This window comes from Ruegeria sp. EL01, assembly GCF_900313035.1.
In the GTDB taxonomy this organism is placed as follows: domain Bacteria; phylum Pseudomonadota; class Alphaproteobacteria; order Rhodobacterales; family Rhodobacteraceae; genus Ruegeria.
In genome coordinates this window covers 17,392-42,082 of the sequence record NZ_OMPS01000009.1, presented here as the reverse complement: position 1 = coordinate 42,082, position 24,691 = coordinate 17,392, and the positions used below count along the sequence as shown (strand labels likewise).

The window sequence follows — 24,691 nt, the reverse complement described above, 5'->3', positions numbered from 1 at the left end:
GCAAAACTAAAGCTCGATCCCCAGTTTGTCTGCCGCTTCCTGCTTGACGTACGCGAGAGCCAAGTCCTTCATCATTCCAAGCGTCATACCTCCAACTTTGGAAGCACCAGACTTAGTTTTGTCCCAAATCGTGTCGTTTCTAATAGCATCTATATAGTCATGACCCATCGAAGTTAAACGAAATCCATACTTACCAACGTTGGTAATAAGACCAACGTCCTTCATCAATTCTAGGTGGTAGTATTCGTTTTTTTCATCTTCGTCATAGTCATGAGTAAACTGCCATTCGCTTGACTCTTCCATCTCGAAAAGAAGCTTGCGAATGACGTCAGCATCGCGCTTCACCGCGACAAACCACCATGCAGATTCGGCATGTCCAGCGCCGCAAAACCATAGTGCCTCAACCAGCGCAGATCGGAATCAAAGAACGCCCGCAAATCCGGGATGCCGTATTTCAGCATCGCGATCCGGTCGATTCCCACACCAAAGGCAAACCCCTGATAGACCTCGGCGTCGATACCACCGGCGGCGATCACCTTGGGGTGAACCATGCCCGAGCCCAAAATCTCAAGCCAGTCATCGCCCTCACCAACTTTTAGCTGACCGTTATCCCAGGAACAGCGGATATCGACCTCGGCCGACGGCTCGGTGAAGGGGAAGTGCGAGGCGCGGAAACGCAGATCGACGCCATCCACCTCGAAGAACGCTTTGACGAATTCTTCCAGAACCCATTTCAGGTTCGCCATCGAAATATCGGTGTCGATGGCCAGCCCTTCGACCTGATGGAACATCGGCGTGTGGGTCTGGTCATAATCGGCACGGTAGACACCGCCCGGACAAATCACCCGGATTGGTGCGCCCTGTTGCTCCATCGAGCGGATCTGGACAGGCGAGGTATGGGTGCGCAGCACATGCGGCGGGCGATTGTCGCCCTCGGCACGGTGCATATAGAAGGTGTCCATCTCGGCCCGCGCAGGGTGGTGGCCGGGGATGTTCAGCGCGTCGAAATTATGCCAATCCGTCTCGATCCGTGGCCCTTCGGCGACCGAAAAACCCAGCTCGGCAAAGATCGCCGTCAACTCTTCGGTGGCCTGGCTGACCGGATGAACCGAGCCCTGACGACGCGAACGGGTCGGCAGCGTGACATCCAGCCATTCGGTGCGCAGACGTTCATCCAGCGCAGCATCGGCAAGACCCGCTTTCTTGGCGGACAACGCTGAATTGATCTCATCCTTCAACGCATTCAGCGCGGGGCCCGCAATCTGGCGTTCTTCGGGCGTCATCTTGCCCAGTTCGCGCATCTTCAGCGCGACCTCGCCCTTTTTGCCGACAGCCGCGACACGGATCGCCTCAAGCGCGTTTTCGTCGCCAGCTTCGGCGATTTGGCCCAGATATTTTGCCTTAAGATCGTCCATGACGGTCCCCTGAAATTGGTCGAGAACCTGCTATCGGTCCGGCCACGCAAATGCAAGCCGAAGGGGCGGGGTCAATAACTGTAGTCAGGGAAAACCCGGGTCAGGTCGCCCTGCCAATCGCCGTTGTAGTGATCCAGCAACTCATCGGCAGGAACTTTCCCCGTTTCGATACTGTCCTTAAGGGCGTTCAGGAAATGCGCCTCGTCCGGAACCATACCACCCGCACCGGGATAGGCGCGGGCCTTCAGACCGGCCTCGGATATCGCGACCACCTCGCGCGCCAGATCGTGCATGCTGATGTTGCCGACCCGTGCCTGCAAACCGTCCTTTGCAGCCTCAACCCGCAGCGCCTCGCGCGTTTCGGCATCCCAGCCTTTGACCAGATCCCAGGCCGCATCCAGCGCGCCCTGATCATAAGTCAGGCCCACCCAGAAGGCGGGCAGAGCACATAGACGCCGCCACGGACCGCCATCAGCGCCGCGCATTTCCATGAACTTCTTGATCCGTGCCTCGGGGAACGCGGTGGTCAGGTGATCTGCCCAATCGCTCAGCGTTGGGGTTTCACCCGGCAAGGCGGGAAGTTTTCCTTGCAGGAAGTCACGGAACGACATGCCCAGCGCATTGATATATTCGCCGTCGCGATAGACAAAATACATCGGCACATCGAGCGCATATTCCACATAGCGTTCAAACCCAAAGCCTTCCTCGAACACAAAGGGCAGCATGCCAGTGCGAGCATCGTCAAGGTGCCGCCAGATATAGCTGCGCCAGCTTTTCTGACCGTTGGGCTTGCCCTCAAAGAAAGGCGAATTGGCAAAAAGCGCAGTGGCGACAGGCTGAAGCGCCAGTGCGACGCGCAGCTTTTGCACCATGTCAGCCTCGGAGCCAAAGTCGATATTGACCTGAACCGTACAGGTTCGGCGCATCATGGCACGGCCCATGGAGCCGACTTTTTCCATATAATCGTTCATCAGCCGGTACCGCCCTTTGGGCATCAGCGGCATCTCTTCATGGGTCCAGATCGGGGCAGCACCCAGACCAATAAAACCCACACCAATCTCGTCAGCGATATCCTTCACCTCGCGCAGGTGAACATTCACCTCGTCGCAGGTTTCGTGGATCGTTTCCAACGGTGCACCCGAGAGTTCTAATGCGCCGCCTGGTTCCAGACTGACATTCGCGCCGTCTTTTTCCAGACCGATCAGATGCCCGGCTTCGCGCACCTCGCCCCAACCGTGGCGATCCCGCAGGCCTTCCAGTACTGCCACGATCGAGCGTTTGCCCTCGAACGGCAGCGGCTTCAGCGTGTCTTTGCAGTACCCGAACTTTTCATGTTCGGTTCCGATGCGCCAATCCTGTTTGGGCTTGCAGCCCGATTCAAGATATTCGGCCAATTGCTCATGGCGTTCGATCGGTCCGCCGCCGGACTGGGGAATGGACATGAACCGTGCTCCGATCCTGTTGAACCTTGTCTTGAAGGCCAGTCCTGAGGGCAAATTGCGCCAGTGTCAATGCAGCCGAAAGTGTGCGGGGCGCGAGGGTGTGCGTTCCCAGATAACGACCGGAATCGACGACCCGCGGTTCAGTTCCGCCAGCATTTGTTCCGTTTTCAATCCTGGCAGATTCGAAAACACATCAAACAGCGCCTCGGCACCTTCTGCATTCACAGGAATGTGAAGCGTCGGCTGACCGGGCTGATCCAACACCCAATGTGCCGGATGCAATGACGGATCCAGTGCCAGCCGCTCGATCTCGCGCGTGGCAACGATGCCGCCATCAAGCGGGCCCAGATAGGTGATCTGACCTTCGTCAATGGTCACAACACCTTGCCCGCCCGTACCGGTTCGGAACCGCGCCCGCTGCACGCCAATTACGGCCAGCGCGACTGAGACGGCGACCAACACCCAGCCCATCCAGCCCAGCAACCCGCCGGGGCCACTGATCCAGCTGAGGCCGAGAATCAGAACGAACACCGCAACCAGAACCTCGCGCCACCGCCAAAGGGCAAGCTTGGCTTCGGGTCGAATGAAGCTCATGCAGCGACCTCCTTTTCTGTCTGAAACAGGATAAGTGCGAACTTGCCCGCAGGGACAAACCCAATAGCCATATAGGCACGCGCTGCTGATTCTGAAGCCGCGAACAGAACGGCGCGCGTTACACCGGCTTCTCGGGCTTCGTTAAGATGCAGTGCCACCGCCGTCCGCGCGTATCCACGACCACGTAGACCGGGCGGAGTATAGACCCCTCCGATCTGCACTACATCCGGCAGTGCGGCGTTGAATCCGGTCATCGCAACAGGTTGCCCATCTATCAACAGCGCCCGATGCGACTCTCGCGACAGGTAGACCTCTACATCACGCTCGGCTTGCTGTGTTGCCACCTTGTCTAGGAAGCCGGGCGTTTCAATCAGATAGGCGCGACGCCAGGCAATGGCTTTCGCGCGGTCGATATCGGCCAATGGAACCAACCGCGATCCTGATACTTCTGGCAGGATCAGCGCCTCAAGATCTAGCGAAAAGGATGGTTCATCTTCGTCCATCACTGTTGGCTTACCCTGCCAGCGTGCCAATCGAATGATCCGACGCGCCTGCGCGGCCTCGCCAATCACACCTGTAATAAGACCATCGCCAATCAAAGCCAGCGCAGACAGCAATTCGTGATCCGTGCAATCGGGACATTGCGGCAGGATCATTCCTTCGTTTGTGATGGTAAACACTGCTCGTGGATCATCGCCAGTGACCCACATTCGGACAGAGCGCGCATCGCTTCCGTTCAGGCCAAAATCGCGCAGGTTGGCAAGTGGGAACATCGAGCTTTGCACATGGCGGTACAAATAGCTTTCAATTTTGCCGAGGTCTTCCTGTTGCGCGGCGCGCCACGTCACACCCAATCCCCCAAGGCCTGCTGCCACATGGTCAACGCCGCAACGGCCGCTGTGTCTGCCCGCAGGATACGCGGGCCAAGGCTGACGACATGCGCATATGGCAATGCGCTCAGCCGTGCGCGTTCCTGATCCGAAAATCCACCTTCTGGCCCGATGAGGATCGCCCACGGGCACCCCTTTTCGCTGGCCGCCAGACGCAGGGCCGAACCTACTTCGGCTTCGTTGCAGAACATCAGTTGGCGCCCGTCCGGCCAGTTATCAAGAACTTTGTCCAAACGCTGCAGATCGGCCACCTCAGGCACAAATGTTCCGCCGCATTGCTCGGCCGCCTCGACTGCATGCGCCTGCAGGCGATCCTGACGGATGCGCTCGGAGTTGGTGAACTGGGTTTGCACGGGCATGATCCGCGCCGCGCCCATTTCGGCCGCTTTTTCGACGATGAAATCGGTACGCGCCTTTTTGATCGGCGCGAACAGGAACCACAGATCAGGCGGCAACTGCAACGGCTTCGTTTGCTGGGCACATGTCAGGACACCGCCGCGTTTGCCGGCCTCGGACACCTCGGCCAGCCATTCGCCATCCTGTCCGTTGAAAAGGGCGACATGGCCACCGACGGCCAATCGCATAACGCCGAAAAGGTAATGCGCCTGCTCGCGCGTCAATTCTACCGATTGCCCCTGACCCAAGGGCTGCTCTACATACAGTCTGATCTTCGCACTCATGAGACCTACATATGCAAGGCAATGCCCCAACACCAGACGGTCAGGTCGCTGATGCCGTAACCGGCAATTGGGTGGACACCCACGCGCCCGCCTTCACCCGCCCCTATCTGCGGCTGAGCCGTGCCGACCGGCCGATCGGAACCTGGCTTTTGCTGATTCCGTGCTGGTGGGGTCTGGCCCTGGCAATCCTCAGCGATGGCCAACCGCGCCTGGGGGATTTGTGGATCGCAATAGGTTGCGCATTGGGTGCATTTCTGATGCGTGGCGCGGGATGCACATGGAACGACATCACCGACCGCGAATATGACGCACAGGTTGAACGCACGCGGTCACGCCCGATTCCATCTGGACACGTCTCGGTTCGACAAGCTGCTGGCTGGATGATTCTGCAATGTCTGCTAGCACTGGCAATCCTGCTCAGCTTCAATCAGGCAGCCATCGCCATGGGGGTTCTGTCGTTGCTTCCGGTGGCCGTCTACCCGTTTGCCAAGCGCTTCACCTGGTGGCCGCAAGTGTTTCTGGGGTTGGCGTTCAACTGGGGTGCATTGTTGGCTTGGACTGCTCATAGTGGCACGCTCGGCTGGCCTGCTGTCATCCTCTATCTGTCCGGCATCGCTTGGACGCTGTTCTATGATACGATTTACGCCCATCAGGACGCCGAAGATGATGAGCTTGTGGGAATCAAATCCACAGCCCGCCTGTTTGGAACTGATACAGCGAAATGGCTCAAGTATTTTCTGGCGATTACTGTCGGGTTGATGGGGCTGGCCATCATTGACGCGGGCGTACCAAACGCGTCGATTGGTGCCCTTGCCGTCGCCCTTGGCGGGCCTTGGGCCATGGGGTGGCACATGATGTGGCAACTGCGTGGTCTGGATATCGAGGACAATTCCAAACTGCTGAAGCTGTTTCATTCTAACAGAGACACCGGCCTGATTCCGCTGATCTTCCTGTGCGTCGCCCTGTTGCTCTGATTGCACCTCTGCTTCGGGGTCTGTTAAGAGTTCTGCCAATCGCCTGAGGAGTCTAAAACCTGCATATGCGTCTGCCGTATATATTAGTCGTTTCCCTGATCTTCCTGGTGTCAGCCATGGTGTCGCTGCTGGCGGCCAGCTACGCCGTGACCAAGATCGAGGAGACATCGGAGTTTGCCGTACGGCGTGCGCTGGACCTTAAAGGCCATGACTGGGCCGAAGTTGAATCCGATGGGTTGCGCGTTGTTCTAACAGGACTCGCACCGGACGAAGCAACGCGCTTTAACGCGCTGACATCTGCAGGCACCGAAGTCGACACCTCGCGGGTCATCGACGAGATGGAGGTGACAGCCACGTCTGCACTGGCCCCGCCGCGATTTTCCGCGGAAATCCTGCGGAATGACAGTGGTATCTCGATCATTGGCCTGATTCCGGCCAGCGAAGATCGCGAAGCCCTGATCGACAGGTTGCGCAATCTGGACCGCTCGGTTCCGGTGTCGGATCTGATGGAAACCGCCGACTACCCCAAACCCGAAGGCTGGGACGACGCGGTTTCCTATGCAATTGACGCCTTGTCCCGCCTGCCGCGCGCAAAAATCTCTGCCAGCTCTGGGCTGGTCAAGATCACCGCCATTTCCGACAGCCAGCAGGAAAAGGAACAACTCGAACAAGATCTGACCCGCGCCGCGCCGCCCAGTTTGCGGATTGGCCTGTCAATCTCGGCACCGCGGCCAGTGATCACGCCATTCACATTGCGGTATCTGATCGGTGAGGCAGGCGGGCAGTTTGATGCCTGCTCGGCCCAAGACGAAAAAGCACGCGACCGAATTGTTGCCGCAGCTCAGGACTCGGGTCTATCGGGCCCCTATTCCTGCACCATTGGCCTGGGAGTCCCGTCGCCGCGTTGGTCTGAGGCTGCCGAGTTGGGCATACGCGCATTGGCAGAGATCGGACAAGGATCGATAACCATCTCGGATGCGGACATTTCTCTGATTGCCGCGCAGGGTACTCCTTCAGCGCTGTTTGACCGGGTTGTCGGTGAGCTGGAAACAGCCCTGCCCGAGGTTTTTGCCCTGCACGCGGTCTTGCCCGAGCCGGAAACAGAAGAACAGACCGGCCCCATCGAGTTCTCGGCGACCCGCAGCCCGGAAGGGCTGGTGCAACTGCGTGGACGCCTGGGTGACGAAACTCTGCGGGATATGGTCGACAGCTATGCCCGCGCGGCCTTTGGGTCAGAACAGGTTTATACGGCAACGCGCATCGTACCGGATTTGCCTGCGGACTGGGCCGTACGTGTTCTGGCGGGGCTTGAGGCATTGAACCAGCTCAACAACGGGGCGCTGACCGTCACCCCGGACTCGGTCGAACTGATCGGCCTCAGCCATGACGAAGGGGCTAAAGCCCGCATAGCCGGGCAGCTTTCGGATAAGTTAGGAGAGGCGCAGGATTTCACCCTGTCGATCACCTATCAACCACCGCCCGCTCCGGCAGACGCCCTGCCCGATCCTGAGCTTTGCGAGACGCAGATTGCCGACATTCAAGCCGTCAGCAAGATCGCGTTTGAGCCCGGATCAGCAACCATTGCTGCGGATTCGCGCAATACCGTTAACCAGATCGCAGATATCCTGCGCGAATGCGGCCCGATCCGCATGGAGATCCAAGGGCACACCGATAGTCAGGGCCGCGAGGAGATGAACCAACAGCTCAGCCAGTCCCGCGCGCAATCGATCCTGAACGAACTGCGCGGTCGGCGTATCCCGACCGCAAGCTACACCGCGGTCGGCTATGGCGAAACGCAACCCATCGGCGACAATGACAGTGAAGAAGGGCGCGAGGAAAATCGGCGGATCGAATTCCGTTTGATCCGGCCCGAACCTGTTGCCAACGAAGAAACCGGGCTAGAAGCCTTGGAGGCCGACGTAACAGGCACCGAGCAAACGGAAAATGACGCATCTGAATCAGGTGCAGAGGACCAGTGACTTGAACAGATTTGAATTCATCATCGCCACCGCCATCATCCTGTTCGCCGCCTTTTGCATGGGCTGGTTCGCGAATTGGCTGGCCCATCGCCTGTCGCGCGTGCGCCAAAGTGACGTTGCCGATCTCGACCGCATGAGCCAGGAATTGCACGAGGCCGAAGAAACCCGCGATCAGGCGATTACTTATCTTCAGCAGCGCGAGGCGGAGCTGACCAATCAGTTGACCCAGACCGAGGCCGAGCTTGCGGCTGCAATGGATGGTCTGCGTGCCGCCCGGCAAGAAGCAGAAGAATTGCGCGGACGGATCAACAACGCTGATTGAGCCGCTCACCAGCGCGTCAGCGCGTCTTCATCCTCATCCTTGGCGGTGACCCAATCTGCCCCCGCCCCGGTAATTTCTTTTTTCCAGAACGGCGCACGAGACTTCAGGTAGTCCATCAGAAACTCGGCTGCTTCGAATGCGTCTTTGCGATGTGGTGCAGCAGTGGCAACCATCATGATCCGGTCGCCCGGCACCAGGCGCCCGTGCCGATGGATGACAAGAACATCGCCCAGAGACCAGCGCGCCATGGCCTCTTCGGCGATTTTTGTAAGCGCACGCTCGGTCATGCCCGGATAGTGTTCGATCTCCATCACATCCAGATTGCCCGTGGCCAGATCACGTACCACGCCGGTGAAGGTCACGATCGCCCCGTTTGTGGCGTCTGTAGCCGCAAAGGCGTTGGCCTCGGCACCCAGATCAAACGCGTCTTCCTGTACGACAATGCGCATTGCTTTAACCGCCGGTCATTGGGGGGAAGAACGCCACCTCACGCACACCCGCCAATGAGGCATCAAAGTCCGAAAGCTCCTGATCCAATGCAACACGCAAGGCCGAAACATCGGCAAACGCCGCAGCATAGCGGTCTTCCCTCGCGCTGAGTTCGGCAACCAGATCCGAAACCGTGGCTGCATTGGTCTCGACCCGCTCTTTGGGAAGACCAATCCGTTCGCGCACCCAGGCGAAATACAGAACGTCCATTGCTCAGCTCTCCTTCAGATGGGGCATGGCTTTACGTAGGTAATCATAGCCGGTGATCAATGTCAGCGCCGCCGCAAGCCAAAGCAACCACAGCCCGATCCGTCCCGACCAGAACATGGCTTCAAGGTTCCAACGCACGCCATTCAGATCTTCGATCTGTCCGGTCAGAACCTGGTCGATCGTAGCAGGGTCCATGCCGAAGGTGCCCATCACGAAGTAGTGCTCAAAAATGCCCTGAGAAAACAGCACAGCAATGGCGATCATCTGCGCGGTAGTCTTCCACTTGGCCAGCTTGGTGACCTTCAGCGTTCCGGCCACATCCCCAAGATATTCGCGCAGACCCGAGACAAATACCTCGCGAAACAGGATTACGGTGGCTGGCAACACCAGCCACGGCGTCCAGTGTTCGGTCGAATACCCCACCAATATCATCAAAGCGATCACCACCATCGCCTTATCGGCAATCGGATCCAGCATGGCCCCTATCCTGGTTTCCTGCTTCCAGGCACGGGCCAGATAGCCATCGAACCAGTCAGTGATTGCCGCTGACAAAAACAGAATCAGCGCAAACCAATCCGCATAGGGTCGGGTGAAATACAGAAACATAATGGCCAGACCGGGCGCAGCCAGCAGGCGGAGAATGGTCAGGGTGTTCGGCAAGTTCCATTTCATGAATTGGACAGTACATCGGCGGTTCCGGACAGAAAAGGCGGGACGGCAAAAAACTGCGCCAATCACAGTCGCTTGAAGGGTTTCGGGTCAAACCGTCGCAATCAGGACCTCGCATCAGGATACAACTTGGCGCGGGGCGGGTTTGCGGTCAGATTGCCGGACGGACCAGCCAAGGGGCGCGTGCGATAAAGATGACGACACATATTCAAACCGATCCCCGTTCAAATTTGATTGGAAGCGCCTGGATGATCGCTGCCATGGCCGGGTTCGCACTTGAGGACGCTATGTTAAAATCCGCATCCGCCGCCCTGCCGATCTGGCAGGTCTTGGTTCTATTCGGCGCTGGCGGAACTGCCATCTTCGCCTGCGTTGCCGGGCTGCGCGGCACACGGTTGCTGCAACCCGATGTGTTGTCAGCCCCGATGAAAATACGTGTGTTCTTCGAAATCTTCGGACGATTGTTCTACGTGCTGGCCATCGCGTTGACACCGCTGTCTTCTGCGACGGTCATCCTGCAGGCCACACCACTGGTCGTGGTTGCCTGTGCCGCGCTGTTCTTCGGCGAAACCGTCGGCTGGCGACGATGGAGTGCGATCTTTGTGGGAATGATCGGCGTCGTGATTATCATTCAACCCACCGGAGACAGCTTTTCCATGTTGTCGGTGCTGGCGGTGCTGGGAATGTTGGGCTTTGCCGGACGCGACTTGGCCAGTCGCGCCGCGCCCGCAAGTTTGGGAACCGAAGTTCTTGGGTTCTATGGCTTCCTCTGCGTCATCGTCGCTGGGTTTGCCTATCGGTTCTGGGAGGGTGCCCCAATAGCCCCCCTGTCCCTCCACACTAGTCTGCACCTGGCAGGCGCGGCGGTGCTGGGCACGATGGCCTATGCGTCACTGATGAAAGCCATGCGCACAGGTGAAGTTTCCGCCGTGACACCGTTCCGCTATTCCCGTCTGTTGTTTGGAATCGGTCTGGGTGTCTTCCTGTTCGGAGAGCATTTGGACAGGACTATGTGGATCGGCAGTGCGCTGATTGTCGCCTCGGGCCTGTACATTCTTTGGCGAGGGCGGCGGGTCTAGCCCTTGTCGTGGAAAAAGTCATACACCTTCTGCGCCAGACCAGCCGAGATGCCATCGACCGCCTTCAGATCCGCCAGATTGGCCCGGCCAACCGCTTTGGCACTGCCGAAATGCGCCAGCAGGGCGCGCTTGCGGGCAGCACCCACGCCCGGGATTTCATCCAGCGGCGTTGCCCCCACCGCCTTGGCACGTTTCGCACGATGCGTACCGATGGCAAACCGGTGGGCTTCGTCCCTTAGGCGCTGAATGAAATACAGTACCGGGTCGTTGCGCTTCAGGGCAAAGGGGCGCTGACCGGTGCGATGGAATTCTTCCTTGCCGTGATCGCGGTCGACCCCTTTGGCGACGCCGACCATCGGGATATCTTCGACCCCATGTTGTGCCATGATCTCATGCACAGCGCTCACCTGCCCGGCACCGCCATCAATCAACAGAAGATCGGGCCACAGCCCTTTGTCACGGTCAGGGTCTTCTTTTTGCAGGCGGGTAAAGCGGCGGGTGAGAACCTCTTTCATCATCCCGAAATCGTCACCGGGGGTCAGGTCGTCGCCCCGGATGTTGAACTTGCGATAGGCGTTTTTCATGTACCCTTCAGGACCGGCCACAATCATGCCGCCCACCGCGTTGGTGCCTTGAATATGCGAATTGTCGTAAACTTCGATCCGGTTCGGAGGGCTATCCAACTCAAACGCCTTAGCCACGCCGCGCAGCAACTTGGCCTGCGTCGCGCTTTCTGACATGCGGCGGGCCAGTGATTCACGTGCGTTACGTAGCGCACCAGCCACAAGTTCCTGCTTTTCGCCGCGCTGGGGCACGAGGATCTCGACCTTGCGCCCGGCTTTCTCGGTCAGCGCCTGTTGCATCAAATCTGCGTTTTCGATGGCGTCAGACAGGATCAGCTGCTGGGGCGGTTCCTTGTTGTCGTAGAACTGGCCCAAAAATGCCTCCATCGCCTCAGCCGCAGAAACATCCGGCCCCACACGTGGATAGAAGTCGCGGTTGCCCCAGTTTTGGTTGGCGCGAATGAAGAACACCTGAACACAGGCCTGACCGCTGTCCATATAAAGGCTGATCACATCCGCCTCGGTCACGCCGCGTGGATTAATGCCCTGCGAGGTTTGCACCTGTGTCAGTGCCCGGATCCGGTCGCGCAAACCGGCGGCGCGTTCGAATTCCATCGCCTTGGACGCTGCCATCATCTGCTCGGCCAGTTCCTCCTGTACCTTGGTGGACCGGCCGGACAAGAAGCGTTCGGCGTCATTGACGCTTTCGCGATACTCGGTCTCAGAGATCAAACCAACGCATGGCCCGGAACACCGCTTGATTTGATAGAGCAGACAAGGCCTCGTCCGGCCATCAAACATGGAATCCGAGCAGTTGCGCAGCAAGAATGCCTTTTGCAATTGATTCAACGTCCTGTTCACCGCACCAGCGCTGGCGAAAGGACCAAAATAAGCCCCTTTTTCTTTCTTCGCCCCGCGATGTTTTTTGATCTGCGGAAAAGCGTGATCCTTGGCGACCAGAATGTTCGGAAAACTCTTATCGTCGCGCAGAAGCACGTTGTATTTGGGTTTGAGCTGCTTGATCAGGTTCTGTTCAAGCAGCAGCGCCTCGGTCTCGGTCCTTGTGGTCAGGAACATCATCGAGGCTGTCGCGGCGATCATCCTTTCGATCCGCCCCGAATGGCCGGGTCGCGTATAGTTCGAAACCCGCGCCTTGAGGTTCCGCGCCTTGCCCACGTATAAAACCCGGCTGTCACTATCCAGCATGCGATACACACCCGGAGAACTGTCCAGCGTCTTCACATAACGCTGGATGCAGGCATATCCGGTGGTCTGAGTGTCCGAGTTCATATCGTTGTGAGAGTTCATAGCCCTGAAATATGATTCTCTGTCCTTGGCTGCAATCTTGAGCGCCCCAGATCAAGAGAAAACAAATCCACGGTTTCTGTGGATAACTGTGCAGATAAGTTTTGGCCCACAGTGATTTTTCCTTGTTTCCCTGCCATTTCCCTGCGTTGCACAAAAATTAGGCACTTTTTCAAGCCATTGTTTCTAAACAGTATTATTTTGATAACTTGACAAGTATATGAAAAAAAAGACATTTTTGTAACGCCTGTGTAACAGAAACGCGAGCAGTGCAAAACTTGCAGCAAATTTATCTATTCTATGCCCAGAACATCCGGCGTTCGCCATCCCAGATGCTGACCACCATCAACGCATAACAACTGCCCGGTCACAGCATGGGCGTCCAGAAAATACCCCAGCGCAGCGGTGATATCTGAAGGGTTCGCGCCACGCTTCAGAATCGTATTGGATCGTTGTGCCTGAAAGTGCTCGTCGCTTTGCCGGTGACCCTTCATTGTCGGCCCCGGCCCAATCGCATTCACCCGGATCGCCGGGGTCAAGGCCTGCGCAGCGGTGCGGGTCAGCGCCCACAGTCCCATCTTGGCGATTGTGTATGACATAAACTCGGGCGTCAGTTTCTGGACACGCATGTCGACCATGTTGACGATCACGCCCGTCGCAACAGGTTCACCATTTGCATCGGTCGCGGGCTTCAGCCCCTGTTCGGCCATTGCTTGGGTCAATACAAACGGAGCCCGCAAGTTGCTGTCGAGATGACGATCCCAGCTTTGGCGGGTTGCCGAGTGAATATTATCGTGTTCGAAGATCGAGGCGTTGTTCACCAAACAGGTAATCGGTCCGCCCAACGCCTCAGCGGCCCGGGGCAACAACGATACAACCTCGGCCTCATTCAACAGATTAGCCTGCAGCGCAACCGACAGACGGCCCAAGGCCTGAACGTCGGCTACGGTTTCCTGCGCTGGTTGTTGCGACGTCGCATAATGCACCGCAACGTCATAACCACGGCCCGCCAGATACAGCGCCATCGCCCGACCCAGACGAATTCCGGCTCCGGTCACTAAAGCTCGGGTCATGGATCACCTCTTTCCGTCAGATCACAGCAGCAATGTGGTGACATACATCACATAAAGGAAAGTCAATGCCACACCCCAGTTACGTGAGATGTCTTTCTTGAAGAAAACAAACGGGATCAGCAACAAGGATGCGGCCAACATGACCCACAGATCATACCGCAAGAATTCGGGTTCCACCGGGATCTTGCCGAACCAGGTAGCAATACCAACAATGGCCAACAGGTTGAACATGTTGGATCCAATGACATTGCCCAGAGCAACGTCAGCCTGACGACGCAATGCCGCCATAACCGTGGTTGCCAATTCCGGCAGCGACGTCCCCACAGCGATTAGCGTCAGACCGATCACTGTCTCGCTGATGCCGTATTGCCGTGCAATGATGGTGGCGTTGTCCACCAGCAGATGCGCGCCCATCGGCAGGCCGATCAAACCAAGGATCAGATAAATCGACACTTTCCAGTAGGGCATATCTGGATCGGCCTCTTCCAGACCCTCCAGCTCTTCCTCTTCTGCGCAGGCTTCACCAATTGCTTTGCGATGGGCGTTCGCCTCGCGAAACGCGTTCCACAGCACCAAAGCCAGCGCACTCAGCAAAATGGCCCCGCTGATCAGGTTAAACACACCGCAAAAAGCCAGCCCAATGAACAAAACTGTCGCCAGCAGCATAAAGACGTAGTTTTTGCGGCTGTCGCATTCGCTGGTGTGCAAGGTTGCCAGTAGGGCCGGCACCCCCAGAACCAGAAGGATATTGGCCGTGTTCGACCCAACAACGTTCCCGAGCGCAATCCCGGGCGCGTTTTCCTTCAAGGCGCTGATTGCGATCAACAGCTCTGGCGCAGATGTGCCAAAAGCCACAATAGTCAGGCTGACGATCAACGCGGGCACGCCCAACCGCAGGCTAAGGTTCACGGCACCGCGCACCAGCGCATCACCGGCCAGCAGAAGGATCACCAATCCAAGGCCAGATAGCAGCCACGGCGTCATGCCCGGCCTCCTTTTTCGCAGGCGCAGGGGCCTTTTCCAATTCTGAAACGTCCGCAGCGCGGGCATTTGGCCGACTTCAAACGCTGCTGACCGGGAAAGCGCAGCTTCCCGAACATCGCCAATACGCCCATGGCGATCAGGAACAGAGTGACAATCTTGACGATCACGTCACAAGCCGAAACGTGCGTAGGCCGCGCGCTCCTCTAGTCCGGCGACGGCATCCTGTGCCAGCGCCGCACCGAACCGCGACCAGATCGGTTTTTTTACACCATAGCGCCGGAACTTCACCTTTTCGCCAAACCGTTCCTGCAGTTTCGGTTTGAGATGGGCAATACCATCAATCAAACCCAGCTCCTGAGCGCGGCGGGCCAACCAGACCTCTCCGGTAAACAGATCAGCGCTTTGGTCCAGCTTGTCCCCGCGCCGGGCTTTGACATGTGAAATGAAGTTTTCGTGGATGTCGTGCAACAAACGTTCAAGCCGTGCGACATCCTCTTTCTTTTCCGGCGCAAAAGGATCCAACATCGACTTGGACTGGCCCGCAGTGTGCACGCGACGCTCAAAACCTTGGCGTGCCAAAAAGACATGGGCGCCGAACCCAGATGAGATTACCCCGATCGAGCCCAAAACCGAGCTGTCATCAGCCCAGATCTCATCCGCCGCCGCAGCCAACCAATAACCGCCCGAGGCTGCCACATCCTCGACAAACGCAATGACCGGTATCTCAAGTTCTTGCGACAACCGTCGAATTCGCGCCCCTATCAATGAGCTTTGGACCGGAGAACCACCAGGAGAATTGATCTCAAGCGCGACCGCAACCGGCTTGCCCTTGCGAAATGCTCTTTCGATAACGGGGGCCAAAGAGGTGTCGTTCAACGACCCGCGCCCGGCCATACCTATGGCACCAGACAGACGGATGATGGCCACACTGGGCTGCTTTTTTACAAACGGCAGGCTGAACTTCATGGGTGCCGATGTAGAGTGCGGTCAACATGTAAACAAGGGACTCGCTGGGCGTAAAACGCGACGTGAACCAATTTCCTGAAAGCGGAGGGCAAAAATGCAACGCACATAGGTGCGTTAACTTCGGATGCGCCAGCCTGTTTTGAAGATCCAACCGACGATGCCCAGACAAATGCCGGTGAAGGCCAGAATGGCCAAAAGGCTGAATGTGATCGGCACATCCGCGAGCCCATAGAAGGACCAGCGGAAGCCCGAAATCAGATACACCACCGGGTTGAACAAAGTGATTGTCTGCCACAGCGGCGGCAGCATCGAGATCGAGTAGAACGTCCCACCCAGAAATATCAGCGGCGTCACAACAAGCTGCGGCACCAGTGAAATCTGTTCGAAATTGCTGGCCCAGATGCCGATGATAAACCCAAGCAGAGAAAAACTGAGGCAGGTCAGGATCAAGAATGCCACCATGGCCAAGGGGTGTTCGATACGTATGTCCACGAAGAAGTTGGCGGTCACCAGAATCACCAATCCGACAAACAGCGATTTCGTGGCCGCAGCCCCGACATAGCCGATCACGATCTCGATGAAATTCACTGGTGCGGACAGCAATTCATAAATCGTTCCCAGAAACTTGGGAAAATAGATTCCAAATGAGGCGTTTGTGATTGCCAACATAACAACCGACAGCATGATCAGCCCTGGGACAATGAAGGCCCCGTAAGATACGCCTTCCACCTCTTGAATACGGCTGCCAATGGCTGTGCCAAAGACCACAAAATAAAGCGAGGTCGACAGAACCGGTGACAGAAAGCTCTGTGCCAGAGTACGAAAAAACCGGGCCATTTCGAACCGATAGATCGCGGCAATTGCGGACCAGTTCATACGGCCTCTCCCGATACAAGGTTAACAAATATCTCTTCCAGACTTGATTGACGTGTTTGCACGTCGCTCAGCACAAGTCCGGCCTGCGCCACATCGTTTAGCAATGTTGTTATTCCGGTACGATCTGCATTGGTGTCATAGGTATAGACCAGTGTCCGCCCATTGCCGTTCAATGTCAGATTATGCGCCGACAGACTGCCGGGGATATCTGTGATCGGTTCGGTCAACATGACCTCGATCTGTTTCTTACCCATCTGCGCCATCAGAGTGCCCTTGTCCTGAACCAGCAGCAGCTCACCCTTGTCGATGACACCGACACGATCAGCGATGGCTTCGGCCTCTTCAATGTAATGCGTCGTGAGAATGATGGTGACCCCAGCCTGTTTCAACTCGGCTACGATCTCCCACATGTCCTTGCGCAGCTCGACGTCCACCCCGGCGGTAGGTTCGTCCAGAAACAGGACACGCGGCTCATGCGCCAGCGCCTTGGCGATCAGCACCCGGCGTTTCATACCCCCGGACAATTCCTTGATAGAATTCTTACGCTTGTCCCACAGGGAAAGCTTGCGCAGGATCTCTTCGATCCGCGCATTGTCACTGCCATATCCGAACAAACCGCGCGAAAACCGAACCGTGTTCCAGACCGTTTCAAAAGGCTCCAACGCGATTTCCTGTGGCACCAGACCAATCATTTTCCGGGCAGCGCGAAACTCAGTTTGGATGTCGTGACCGCCGACCATGACGGACCCTGATGTTGGTGTGGTGATCCCGCAGACCGTCGAAATCAGAGTGGTTTTTCCCGCGCCATTAGGTCCCAAAAGTGCAAGAATCTCACCCTGCTTGATATCTAATGAAATACCTTTCAGCGCCTCAAAACCGTCGGCATAGGATTTACGCAGATCCTTTATGGACAAAATGATCGACATTCTTGCTCCCCGTTCTGGCGGACACACTATCGCGCAGAGCGGAGACGGAACAGATCAATTCTGCACACTGCATTGCGCAAATTTCTTGGCGCCATTTTGCACCGCGTTTGTCGGGTTTTCGCCGCGTTGTGCCCAGCGGAGAAAGCACTGAATGCGTGCTGGCCTCTTCCCAATTCATCAACCGCTCTACCGACTATGCTTCGGTAGCTCTTGGTTGGTCGGCCAGCCGCATGTGCCCTGACCCCGCTCGGCGGCAGCCTGCCGCAAGCCGACCTCTTCGGTCCGGGTTTTGAGGTGGATCCCTTCAGACGAATCGCGGGTAGTCCCGTTAAACACCGTGACCAGCCAATCGCGCTGACAGCTCATCATGAATGGCGTTCAGTACCGCAGGGCGACTCAGTGCAATCCACGCCGTGCGCCCGCTTTTCTCATGCCGAACCGTCGGCATCTGTTCTCTCGTGCGTCAGGTAGAACAAAACACCCGAAGGCACGGTCTCCTGGCCCTTCCGGTCAAGACGCCACGTCGCGGAACGTCTCTCTTGCAATCCGGCCACAGTATCGGAACCTGTGCGCAGGGAGAATTGTCGCATGCTAGACGGACTACGCCTCATAGAAATCGAAGGCCTGGGGCCCGCCCCGTTTGCAGCTATGTTGCTTGCGGATCTTGGAGCCGATGTCATCACCATCCACCGCAAGGGCGGAGGTGTGACTCCGGGCATGCCCGAACGTTCTGTCCTGGATCGCGGCAAGCGATCGATTGAACTCGACCTCAAAGACGACACAGACCTACACACCGCCAAACGCCTGATCGACACCGCCGATGCACTGATCGAGGGGTTTCGGCCCGGCGTCATGGAACGCTTGGGCCTTGGACCCGAACAGTGCCAGGAACGAAACCCCAAACTGGTCTATGGTCGGATGACAGGCTGGGGACAGGACAGCCCGCTGTCCGAGGCTGCTGGTCATGACCTGAACTACATCTCCTTGTCCGGCGCACTCTGGTACGCGTCGACACCCGAAAACCCTCCGCAAACGCCTGCCACACTTGTCGGCGACATCGGCGGCGGTGCCCTGTATCTGGTCACTGGCCTCCTGGCTGGTTTGATCAACGCCCAACGAACGGGACAAGGCACCATCGTGGACGCAGCCATTTACGATGGCTCGGCCCATATGATGAACCTGCTCATGAGCATGCGCCAAAGCGGCAATCTGTCCGAGGCACGCGGTCAAAGCCTATTGGATGGTCCGCATTGGAGCCGAACCTATGTCTGTTCAGATGGTGGCTTCATCACCGTCCAATGCCTTGAACCAAAGTTCTACGCTGAATTTCTACAGATCATGGGCCTCTCAGACGATGAGACGTTCCAAAAGCAATTCGACCGATCGCTCTGGCCAGATCAGTCGCGCCGCCTTGCTGCACTGTTTCTCACGCACAGCCGCGATCATTGGGCTGCATTGTTCCACGGTACAGACGCCTGCGTCGCGCCAGTTCTCAGCCCAGAACAGGCGCTGACGCATGACATGAACGCCGCGCGCCAAACATGGCGCGACATCGATGGAACGCTGCAAGCCGCACCCGCGCCAAGGTTCTCGAACACCCCCTGGCACCCAAAACCCATCCCGGCTCGGGGCGAGCACACAGTGGAAATTCTGGCAGACCTCAACACCCAGAGCCGGCCTGATCCTTCATCTGGCTAACAATATCCCCGGGGATGAATTGGCCACAGGCCAAGAAGGGGGCTGGCCCCCTTCGCCTTCACCGGCTGCGCACGGTATCGATCATCAATTGAACATTTTCCGGATCCGCATCCGGTGTGATCCCGTGTCCAAGATTGAAAATATGCGGCCCGTTTGAAAACGCATCAACGATCCGACGCGTCTCGTCCACCAGCGCCTGCCCACCGGTCACCATATGGGACGAGGCCAGATTGCCCTGAATGCACCCGTCGACCTGCACATGTTCCACTGCCCAATCCAGAGAAACAGAATTGTCCAGCGCCACGCAATCCACGCCAGTCGCCCCTGCAAACCCGACATAGCCCTCACCAGCTTCCCTTGGGAACCCGATCACCGGGATACCGGGGTGGCGCGCTTTGATGGCTTGCGTGATCACCCGACAAGGTTCGACGGCATATTTTTGAAATGCTTCGCCTTTCAAAGATCCGGCCCAGCTGTCAAAAATCTTGACCACCTCGGCCCCAGCTTCAATCTGGGCTGACAGATATTCGATTGTTGCCGCGGTGATCCGATCCAACAAAGCCTCGAACAACGCGGTGTCACCCTCACGCAGTGCATGGGCAGGACCCTGATCAGGCGTTCCACGTCCCGCGATCATATACGTCGCGACGGTCCAGGGTGCGCCGGCAAAGCCGATCAAGGTTGTCTCAGCCGGCAATTCCCGCGACAGGATGCGGACGGTTTCATAGATCGGCGATAGCGTTTCATGAATATCGCTGACCGGCTTCAATGCCTCAAACTCCGACGGCTGCGTGATTGTGGACAAACGTGGGCCTTCGCCGGTGACAAACCAAAGGTCCGCACCCAGCGCTTGCGGCACCAGCAAGATGTCGGCAAACAGGATCGCCGCGTCGAACCCATAACGGCGGATCGGTTGCAGCGTGACCTCGGCGGCCAGTTCGGGGTTATAGCACAATGACAAAAAATCGCCCGCCTGCGCTCGTGTCGCGCGGTATTCCGGTAGATACCGTCCGGCCTGGCGCATCATCCAGATCGGCGGCACATCCTGCACTTCGCCCGCCAGTGCCCGCAGCAGTTTTTTTGTCTCGACCATCTTCGCCCCCAATCGTCACGTCCGGGCAACGGGTCGACCTTCGGCGGCAATTTGTCAAGCGCGGCCCCATTGTCAGGGCAATGTGACGCGACTAAAGCTGGGCGCATGACATTGACCCTGCCCACCCCCGCATCGCCCCTTAGGATTGGCACCCGTGGTTCGCCGCTTGCGCTGGCTCAGGCCTATGAGACACGCCAAAGGCTGAGCAAGGCGTTCGATCTTCCCAATGAGGCGTTTGAGATTACGGTCATCAAGACCACAGGCGACAACCGGGCCATGATCGACGCGGACAGACCGCTGAAGGAGATTGGCAACAAAGGTCTTTTCACCAAAGAGATAGAAGAGGCGATGCTGCGGGGCGACATTGATATCGCCGTGCATTCGACCAAAGACATGCCGGTCGACCAACCCGAGGGGTTGGTGCTGGACACGTACCTTCCCCGGGAAGACGTACGCGACGCTTTCATCTCGGAACACCTGGGATCAATCCATGATCTGCCCGAGGGCGCCGTGGTGGGCACTTCGTCGTTGCGGCGACGGGCTCAGTTGCTGCACCGCCGCCCGGATTTGAATGTGGTAGAGTTCCGTGGCAATGTCCAAACCCGCCTGAAAAAACTGTCCGATGGTGTGGCCGATTGTACGTTTCTGGCTATGGCGGGACTGCGGCGTCTGGACATGTGCGATGTTCCGGCCACCGCAATCTCACCGAATGAGATGCTGCCTGCCATTGCACAAGGCACCATCTGCATTGAACGGCGCGGCACCGACCATCGCACCGCCCAAATGCTCGAAGCCATCCATCATGGCGAAACCAATCAGCGCCTGCAGGCCGAACGCGCGTTGCTTGGCGCGCTGGACGGGTCCTGCGAAACTCCGATCGCTGGTCTGGCAGAACTCGTGAACGGTCAATTGCGCCTGCGCGGTGAAGTTCTGCGCCCCGACGGATCAGAATCAATAACCGAGGAATTGACCGGATCTGTCGCTGATGGGGCGGAAATGGGTCGCGATATGGCCGCCAATCTGTTGAAACAGGCAGGTCCTGGTTTCTTTGATTGGAAAAATTGACAAAAAGTTTATGCAATGTGAACTACTTCACTGTCGCCCGCTCTGCCATCGGGCATTACGGTGTCATACCGGTTGGAAAGTCGGATCAGTCTCGAAAGTATCGAAAAGTTTTAGATTGTTGGTGTTGTAGTAAGTATTCGAGGGGGCGAGACTGAACCCCAAAATCCAATCAGTTAGGGCCGCTGTCAATTTCGACAGCGGCCCAATTGATTCATCCGGAAGATTTTTGGATCGCTATTCGCAGATTGCCGCAACAGCCCTTGCGACTGCCTCTTTTGTTTGTGACAGATCAGTTTCGCTTAGCGCTAGCGACGGATACAGCTTGCCCGGTGATTTGAAGATCCCGTGTTCGCGCAAGACAGCGTTGTATGTGGCATTGCGTTTGGGGTCATCGTGTTTGGCGCTGCGGTAATCTCGGCAGGTATTGTCGGTAAAATAAATATCGAACAGCGTTTCGTCCCCACAGATCTGATGGACAATCCCTGCCCCGCTCAACGCGTCAGATTGCATTTTCTGTAACGCACCACCGATTGCGCGAAGCCGATCATACGCCCCGTCTCGCCGCAAAATCTCCATTGTCTTCAACCCTGCCACGGACGCCACTGGATTGCCGGACAAAGTCCCCAATTGCATCAACCAGCCCTCTGCACCTACGCGCGACTTATCGAAATGCTGCATGATCTCGGCACTGGCACCAACGGCCGCCAGCGGAAAGCCCCCGCCGGTGATCTTGCCCAAGGTGCAGATGTCCGGGGTCACACCATACCGTTCCTGGGCACCGCCATAAGCCAGACGGAACCCGGTCACGATTTCATCGAAGATCAGCAGCACATTGTGTTTGTCGCACAAATCACGCAACCCCTGCAGGTATCCGGGCATCGCGGGAATGATCCGTTGCAATGGCTCGGCCATGATCGCCGCGATATCATTATGCTCATCCAGCAGGGTTGAGACGGCCTCCAGATCATTGAAGGGCGCGACCAACATCTGCTCAGCCACGCCCGCGGGGATACCTGCGCTGTCCGGCACAGCCTGCGGGAAATTGACCTCGCGGTTGGGGGCAAGGCTCATCTGCGCTTCGGCGCTCATACCATGGTAACCGCCTTCGAATTTCACGATCTTATCGCGTCCGGTATAGGCACGCGCCAGGCGGATCGCATACATGTCCGCCTCGCCACCCGAGGCGACAAACCGCACCTGTTCGCAACAAGGTACTGCATCCACAATGGCCTCGGCCAGTTCGATCCCTTTGCTGTTATTGGCAAAGAAGGTCATGCCCTTGGGTAGTTGCTCCAGCACGGCTTCCATCACTTCGGGATGACCATGGCCCAACAGCATTGGCCCCGAGCCGATTAGGTAGTCGATGTATTCGGTACCGTCCTCATCCCAAACCCGGCTGCCTTCACCTCGGGCAATAATGATACCGGGATCGAAATTGCCAAACCCTCCGGCAGGCAAGACCGCCTGCGCGCGGGCGATCCATTCAGATTGAGTGTTAATCTTAAGCATCTCAAACAACCTCCAAAATCGGGGAACCCAGGACATCCATATCGGGCACAACGCCCAGGCCCGGGCCCTCGGGCGGGGCAATACGACCATTGGTTCGCACAGGGGCGTCCGGGCAGACCCGCGGCGCCACGTAAGACGACAGATCGCAGGTGTTCAGCAATGCCCCGTGCGGCGTGGATGCTGCAAAATGCAGCGAGGCGGCGGTTACGATATCCGAGCCCCATGTGCATTCGGCGCAGGTTTCGGTGCCCAGTTGCACGCAAAGATCTCGCGCCCGGCGCATAGCTGACAAACCACCGAATTTGGACAGTTTCAGCGCCACAGCGTCCATGCAGCCCAGCGCGTGTGCCTGCAACAACGAGGCCAGATCACAGGCGTTTTCGTCAATTTTCATCGGCAGACCGGTGGCCTGTCGAACAGCCGCACAGTCTTCTAGCGTTTTGCAGGGCTGTTCCAACATGACATCAAGATGCGCCACCGCACGGCCTGTGCGTGTCGCATGCAATCGCGAGGCCCCGCAGTTCCAATCGCCATAGACAATCGGACCCGGTCCCACCGCTTCGCGCACTTTGAGCAAACGTTCCGCATCGGCCTCCCAATCCGCATCGGCACCCAGCTTGACCTGAAACTGACGTATACCGCTTTGATACGCGGTGGCTGCGATCCGAGCCATTTCGTCTGGCGCAATGCAAGTGATCGAGTGGTAAAGCGGCATATCCTTGCGCGTCCGCCCGCCCAAAAGTGCATAAAGCGGCAAACCCGTGGCCTGACCGAACAGGTCCCACAGCGCGATATCTACGATAGATTTAGCATATGCATGGCCCGGTAGAAATCCATCCAGTTTGCGCATCGGCGCATCAACCCCAAAGGGCGAAATGCGGCTTTGTTGCACAAATGGGGCGAGGGATTCCCTGTTTGAATCCAGTGGGGTAGCAACGGTGCATGAGCAGTTGGTCCCCTACGAAGTACAAGACCAGGAACTGGCCTTCGTACAACACAGCGTTGAAGCAGCGCGGTTCGCTATCGATCTGGCTTGATCCTGAGATGGAATGGTACGCTTCGTCGACCGGCAAGCGCGGTCGTCAGCGCGAGTTTAGCGACGCGGCAATCCAGGTTTGCCTCACGATGAAGGTGCTATTCGGCATGCCCCTTCGCCAGACGACCGGGTTCGTCGAAAGTTTGTTGCGGCTGGCAGGCCTTGACTGGAAAGTGCCAGACTTCAGCACTCTTTGCCGCCGCCAGAAGACGATGAGCGTCGCTATCCCCTATCGCGGAGGGACGGGTCCTTTGCACCTGCTGATCGACGCGACCGGGATCAAAGCGGAGGGTGAAGGAGAGTGGAACGCCCGTAAGCATGGCGGACCAAAGAAGCGCCTTTGGCGCAAGCTGCATCTCGGTATGGACGAGGAAACACTGGAGATCCGCGCAGTTGGCGTCACGACAAGCAATGTCGGCGATGCTCCTATGTTGCCCGACCTGCTGGACCAAATCCCGCCCGACCAAGAGATTGCCACGGTCACCGCTGATGGGGCCTACGACACGCGCAGCTGCCACAATGTGATTGCCGCTCGCGGAGCCGCCGCCATCATCCCGCCACGCAAGAATGCCCAACTTTGGAAGCCAACCACGGCAGGAGCTATCGCCCGAAACGAAGCTGTCAGGGCGTCCAAATATCTTGGACGGGCACTCTGGCGAAAGTTGACCGGCTATCACCGCCGAAGTCGCGCAGAGACGAAGATGCACTGCCTCAAACTCCTGGGCCAAGGCCTCATGGCCCGAGACTTCGACCGGCAGGTCGCTGAGCTACAGATCCGGATCGCGGTGCTCAACCGCTACACCGCTCTTGGCATACCCATCACAGAGCCCGTAGGATGAGTCTGTCCGCGGAAA

At 57.6% G+C, this 24,691-nt stretch carries 25 protein-coding genes; 7 read left to right on the top strand and 18 right to left on the bottom strand.

Features of this window, described 5'->3' with window-relative positions:
* Positions 1 to 6 precede the first annotated feature (6 nt).
* From D9K61_RS05885 to D9K61_RS05860, 6 genes are all read right to left on the bottom strand, one after another.
* Entirely contained in the window at positions 7 to 345 is a 339-nt protein-coding gene (locus tag D9K61_RS05885; protein WP_120632325.1) for a DUF2513 domain-containing protein, read from the bottom strand.
* Positions 342 to 1,415 (bottom strand): phenylalanine--tRNA ligase subunit alpha, encoded by a 1,074-nt coding sequence (gene pheS / locus D9K61_RS05880; protein ID WP_120632324.1) that lies wholly within the window; start codon positions 1,413 to 1,415, stop codon positions 342 to 344. Before pheS ends, D9K61_RS05885 begins: the two co-directional genes overlap by 4 nt.
* A 71-nt stretch (positions 1,416 to 1,486) precedes the next feature.
* The gene (locus D9K61_RS05875) at positions 1,487 to 2,857 is read right to left on the bottom strand and encodes a glutamate--cysteine ligase (protein WP_120632323.1); all 1,371 of its coding nucleotides are present in this window, start codon (positions 2,855 to 2,857) and stop codon (positions 1,487 to 1,489) included.
* A gap of 66 nt (positions 2,858 to 2,923) precedes the next feature.
* Positions 2,924 to 3,451: a hypothetical protein gene (locus tag D9K61_RS05870; RefSeq protein ID WP_120632322.1), complete on the bottom strand. Its 528-nt coding sequence runs from the start codon at positions 3,449 to 3,451 to the stop codon at positions 2,924 to 2,926.
* Complete coding sequence (locus D9K61_RS05865; protein WP_254055692.1) at positions 3,448 to 4,299, bottom strand: GNAT family N-acetyltransferase; 852 nt, start codon at positions 4,297 to 4,299, stop codon at positions 3,448 to 3,450. Before D9K61_RS05865 ends, D9K61_RS05870 begins: the two co-directional genes overlap by 4 nt.
* Positions 4,296 to 5,021 (bottom strand): 16S rRNA (uracil(1498)-N(3))-methyltransferase, encoded by a 726-nt coding sequence (locus D9K61_RS05860; RefSeq protein ID WP_120632321.1) that lies wholly within the window; start codon positions 5,019 to 5,021, stop codon positions 4,296 to 4,298. Before D9K61_RS05860 ends, D9K61_RS05865 begins: the two co-directional genes overlap by 4 nt.
* A gap of 11 nt (positions 5,022 to 5,032) precedes the next feature.
* Here D9K61_RS05860 and ubiA point away from each other — a divergent pair, with 11 nt between their 5' ends.
* From ubiA to D9K61_RS05845, 3 genes are all read left to right on the top strand, one after another.
* Entirely contained in the window at positions 5,033 to 5,995 is a 963-nt protein-coding gene (ubiA, locus tag D9K61_RS05855) for a 4-hydroxybenzoate octaprenyltransferase (RefSeq protein WP_120632320.1), read from the top strand.
* Positions 5,996 to 6,060: 65 nt separating this feature from the next.
* The gene (locus tag D9K61_RS05850; protein ID WP_120632319.1) at positions 6,061 to 7,974 is read left to right on the top strand and encodes an OmpA family protein; all 1,914 of its coding nucleotides are present in this window, start codon (positions 6,061 to 6,063) and stop codon (positions 7,972 to 7,974) included.
* Position 7,975: 1 nt separating this feature from the next.
* Entirely contained in the window at positions 7,976 to 8,296 is a 321-nt protein-coding gene (locus tag D9K61_RS05845; RefSeq protein WP_120632498.1) for a hypothetical protein, read from the top strand.
* A 5-nt stretch (positions 8,297 to 8,301) separates the two neighbouring features.
* Here the strand turns inward: D9K61_RS05845 and D9K61_RS05840 are convergent, their stop codons facing one another.
* Genes D9K61_RS05840 through pgsA form a run of 3 tightly spaced genes read right to left on the bottom strand, consistent with a single transcriptional unit; the run spans position 8,302 to position 9,667 of the window.
* Complete coding sequence (locus D9K61_RS05840; protein ID WP_120632318.1) at positions 8,302 to 8,745, bottom strand: molybdenum cofactor biosynthesis protein MoaE; 444 nt, start codon at positions 8,743 to 8,745, stop codon at positions 8,302 to 8,304.
* Positions 8,746 to 8,749: 4 nt separating this feature from the next.
* A complete protein-coding gene (gene moaD / locus D9K61_RS05835) occupies positions 8,750 to 8,995 on the bottom strand; it encodes a molybdopterin converting factor subunit 1 (protein WP_120632317.1) in 246 nt (81 codons plus the stop codon).
* 3 nt (positions 8,996 to 8,998) lie between these two features.
* Positions 8,999 to 9,667, bottom strand: coding sequence for a CDP-diacylglycerol--glycerol-3-phosphate 3-phosphatidyltransferase (pgsA, locus tag D9K61_RS05830; protein ID WP_120632316.1), 669 nt, complete (start codon positions 9,665 to 9,667; stop codon positions 8,999 to 9,001).
* A 191-nt stretch (positions 9,668 to 9,858) separates the two neighbouring features.
* On the opposite strand from pgsA, the gene D9K61_RS05825 reads away from it, so the two are divergent.
* Positions 9,859 to 10,743: a DMT family transporter gene (locus D9K61_RS05825; RefSeq protein ID WP_120632315.1), complete on the top strand. Its 885-nt coding sequence runs from the start codon at positions 9,859 to 9,861 to the stop codon at positions 10,741 to 10,743.
* Here D9K61_RS05825 and uvrC read toward each other — a convergent pair.
* The 6 genes from uvrC to D9K61_RS05795 form a co-directional block, all read right to left on the bottom strand.
* Complete coding sequence (gene uvrC, locus D9K61_RS05820) at positions 10,740 to 12,614, bottom strand: excinuclease ABC subunit UvrC (protein ID WP_120632314.1); 1,875 nt, start codon at positions 12,612 to 12,614, stop codon at positions 10,740 to 10,742. The genes D9K61_RS05825 and uvrC overlap by 4 nt on opposite strands.
* A 290-nt stretch (positions 12,615 to 12,904) precedes the next feature.
* On the bottom strand, positions 12,905 to 13,684 hold the full coding sequence (locus tag D9K61_RS05815) for an SDR family oxidoreductase (RefSeq protein ID WP_120632313.1): 780 nt from the start codon (positions 13,682 to 13,684) through the stop codon (positions 12,905 to 12,907).
* 21 nt (positions 13,685 to 13,705) lie between these two features.
* Positions 13,706 to 14,668: a calcium/sodium antiporter gene (locus D9K61_RS05810; protein WP_120632312.1), complete on the bottom strand. Its 963-nt coding sequence runs from the start codon at positions 14,666 to 14,668 to the stop codon at positions 13,706 to 13,708.
* A 168-nt stretch (positions 14,669 to 14,836) separates the two neighbouring features.
* Positions 14,837 to 15,634: a S49 family peptidase gene (locus D9K61_RS05805; protein WP_120632311.1), complete on the bottom strand. Its 798-nt coding sequence runs from the start codon at positions 15,632 to 15,634 to the stop codon at positions 14,837 to 14,839.
* A gap of 114 nt (positions 15,635 to 15,748) precedes the next feature.
* Positions 15,749 to 16,510: an ABC transporter permease gene (locus D9K61_RS05800; protein ID WP_120632310.1), complete on the bottom strand. Its 762-nt coding sequence runs from the start codon at positions 16,508 to 16,510 to the stop codon at positions 15,749 to 15,751.
* Positions 16,507 to 17,436, bottom strand: a complete 930-nt coding sequence (locus D9K61_RS05795) for an ABC transporter ATP-binding protein (RefSeq protein WP_120632309.1) — start codon at positions 17,434 to 17,436, stop codon at positions 16,507 to 16,509. The genes D9K61_RS05800 and D9K61_RS05795 overlap by 4 nt, the downstream gene beginning before the upstream one ends.
* A gap of 588 nt (positions 17,437 to 18,024) precedes the next feature.
* Here D9K61_RS05795 and D9K61_RS05785 point away from each other — a divergent pair.
* Positions 18,025 to 19,134 carry a CaiB/BaiF CoA-transferase family protein gene (locus D9K61_RS05785; RefSeq protein WP_120632307.1) on the top strand — a complete coding sequence of 370 codons (1,110 nt, stop codon included), beginning with the start codon at positions 18,025 to 18,027 and terminating at the stop codon, positions 19,132 to 19,134.
* A gap of 58 nt (positions 19,135 to 19,192) precedes the next feature.
* On the opposite strand, the gene hemE is transcribed toward D9K61_RS05785, so the two are convergent.
* Entirely contained in the window at positions 19,193 to 20,227 is a 1,035-nt protein-coding gene (gene hemE, locus D9K61_RS05780; protein ID WP_120632306.1) for a uroporphyrinogen decarboxylase, read from the bottom strand.
* Between the two features lie 105 nt (positions 20,228 to 20,332).
* Here hemE and hemC point away from each other — a divergent pair, with 105 nt between their 5' ends.
* A complete protein-coding gene (gene hemC, locus D9K61_RS05775) occupies positions 20,333 to 21,292 on the top strand; it encodes a hydroxymethylbilane synthase (RefSeq protein WP_120632305.1) in 960 nt (319 codons plus the stop codon).
* A gap of 234 nt (positions 21,293 to 21,526) precedes the next feature.
* Here the strand turns inward: hemC and D9K61_RS05770 are convergent, their stop codons facing one another.
* Together D9K61_RS05770 and D9K61_RS05765 are read right to left on the bottom strand one after the other, a co-directional pair.
* A complete protein-coding gene (locus tag D9K61_RS05770; protein ID WP_120632304.1) occupies positions 21,527 to 22,801 on the bottom strand; it encodes an aspartate aminotransferase family protein in 1,275 nt (424 codons plus the stop codon).
* 1 nt (position 22,802) lies between these two features.
* Positions 22,803 to 23,693, bottom strand: coding sequence for a mandelate racemase/muconate lactonizing enzyme family protein (locus D9K61_RS05765; protein WP_371688455.1), 891 nt, complete (start codon positions 23,691 to 23,693; stop codon positions 22,803 to 22,805).
* A gap of 50 nt (positions 23,694 to 23,743) precedes the next feature.
* Here D9K61_RS05765 and D9K61_RS05760 point away from each other — a divergent pair, with 50 nt between their 5' ends.
* Complete coding sequence (locus D9K61_RS05760; RefSeq protein WP_120631521.1) at positions 23,744 to 24,676, top strand: IS5 family transposase; 933 nt, start codon at positions 23,744 to 23,746, stop codon at positions 24,674 to 24,676.
* Positions 24,677 to 24,691 lie beyond the last annotated feature (15 nt).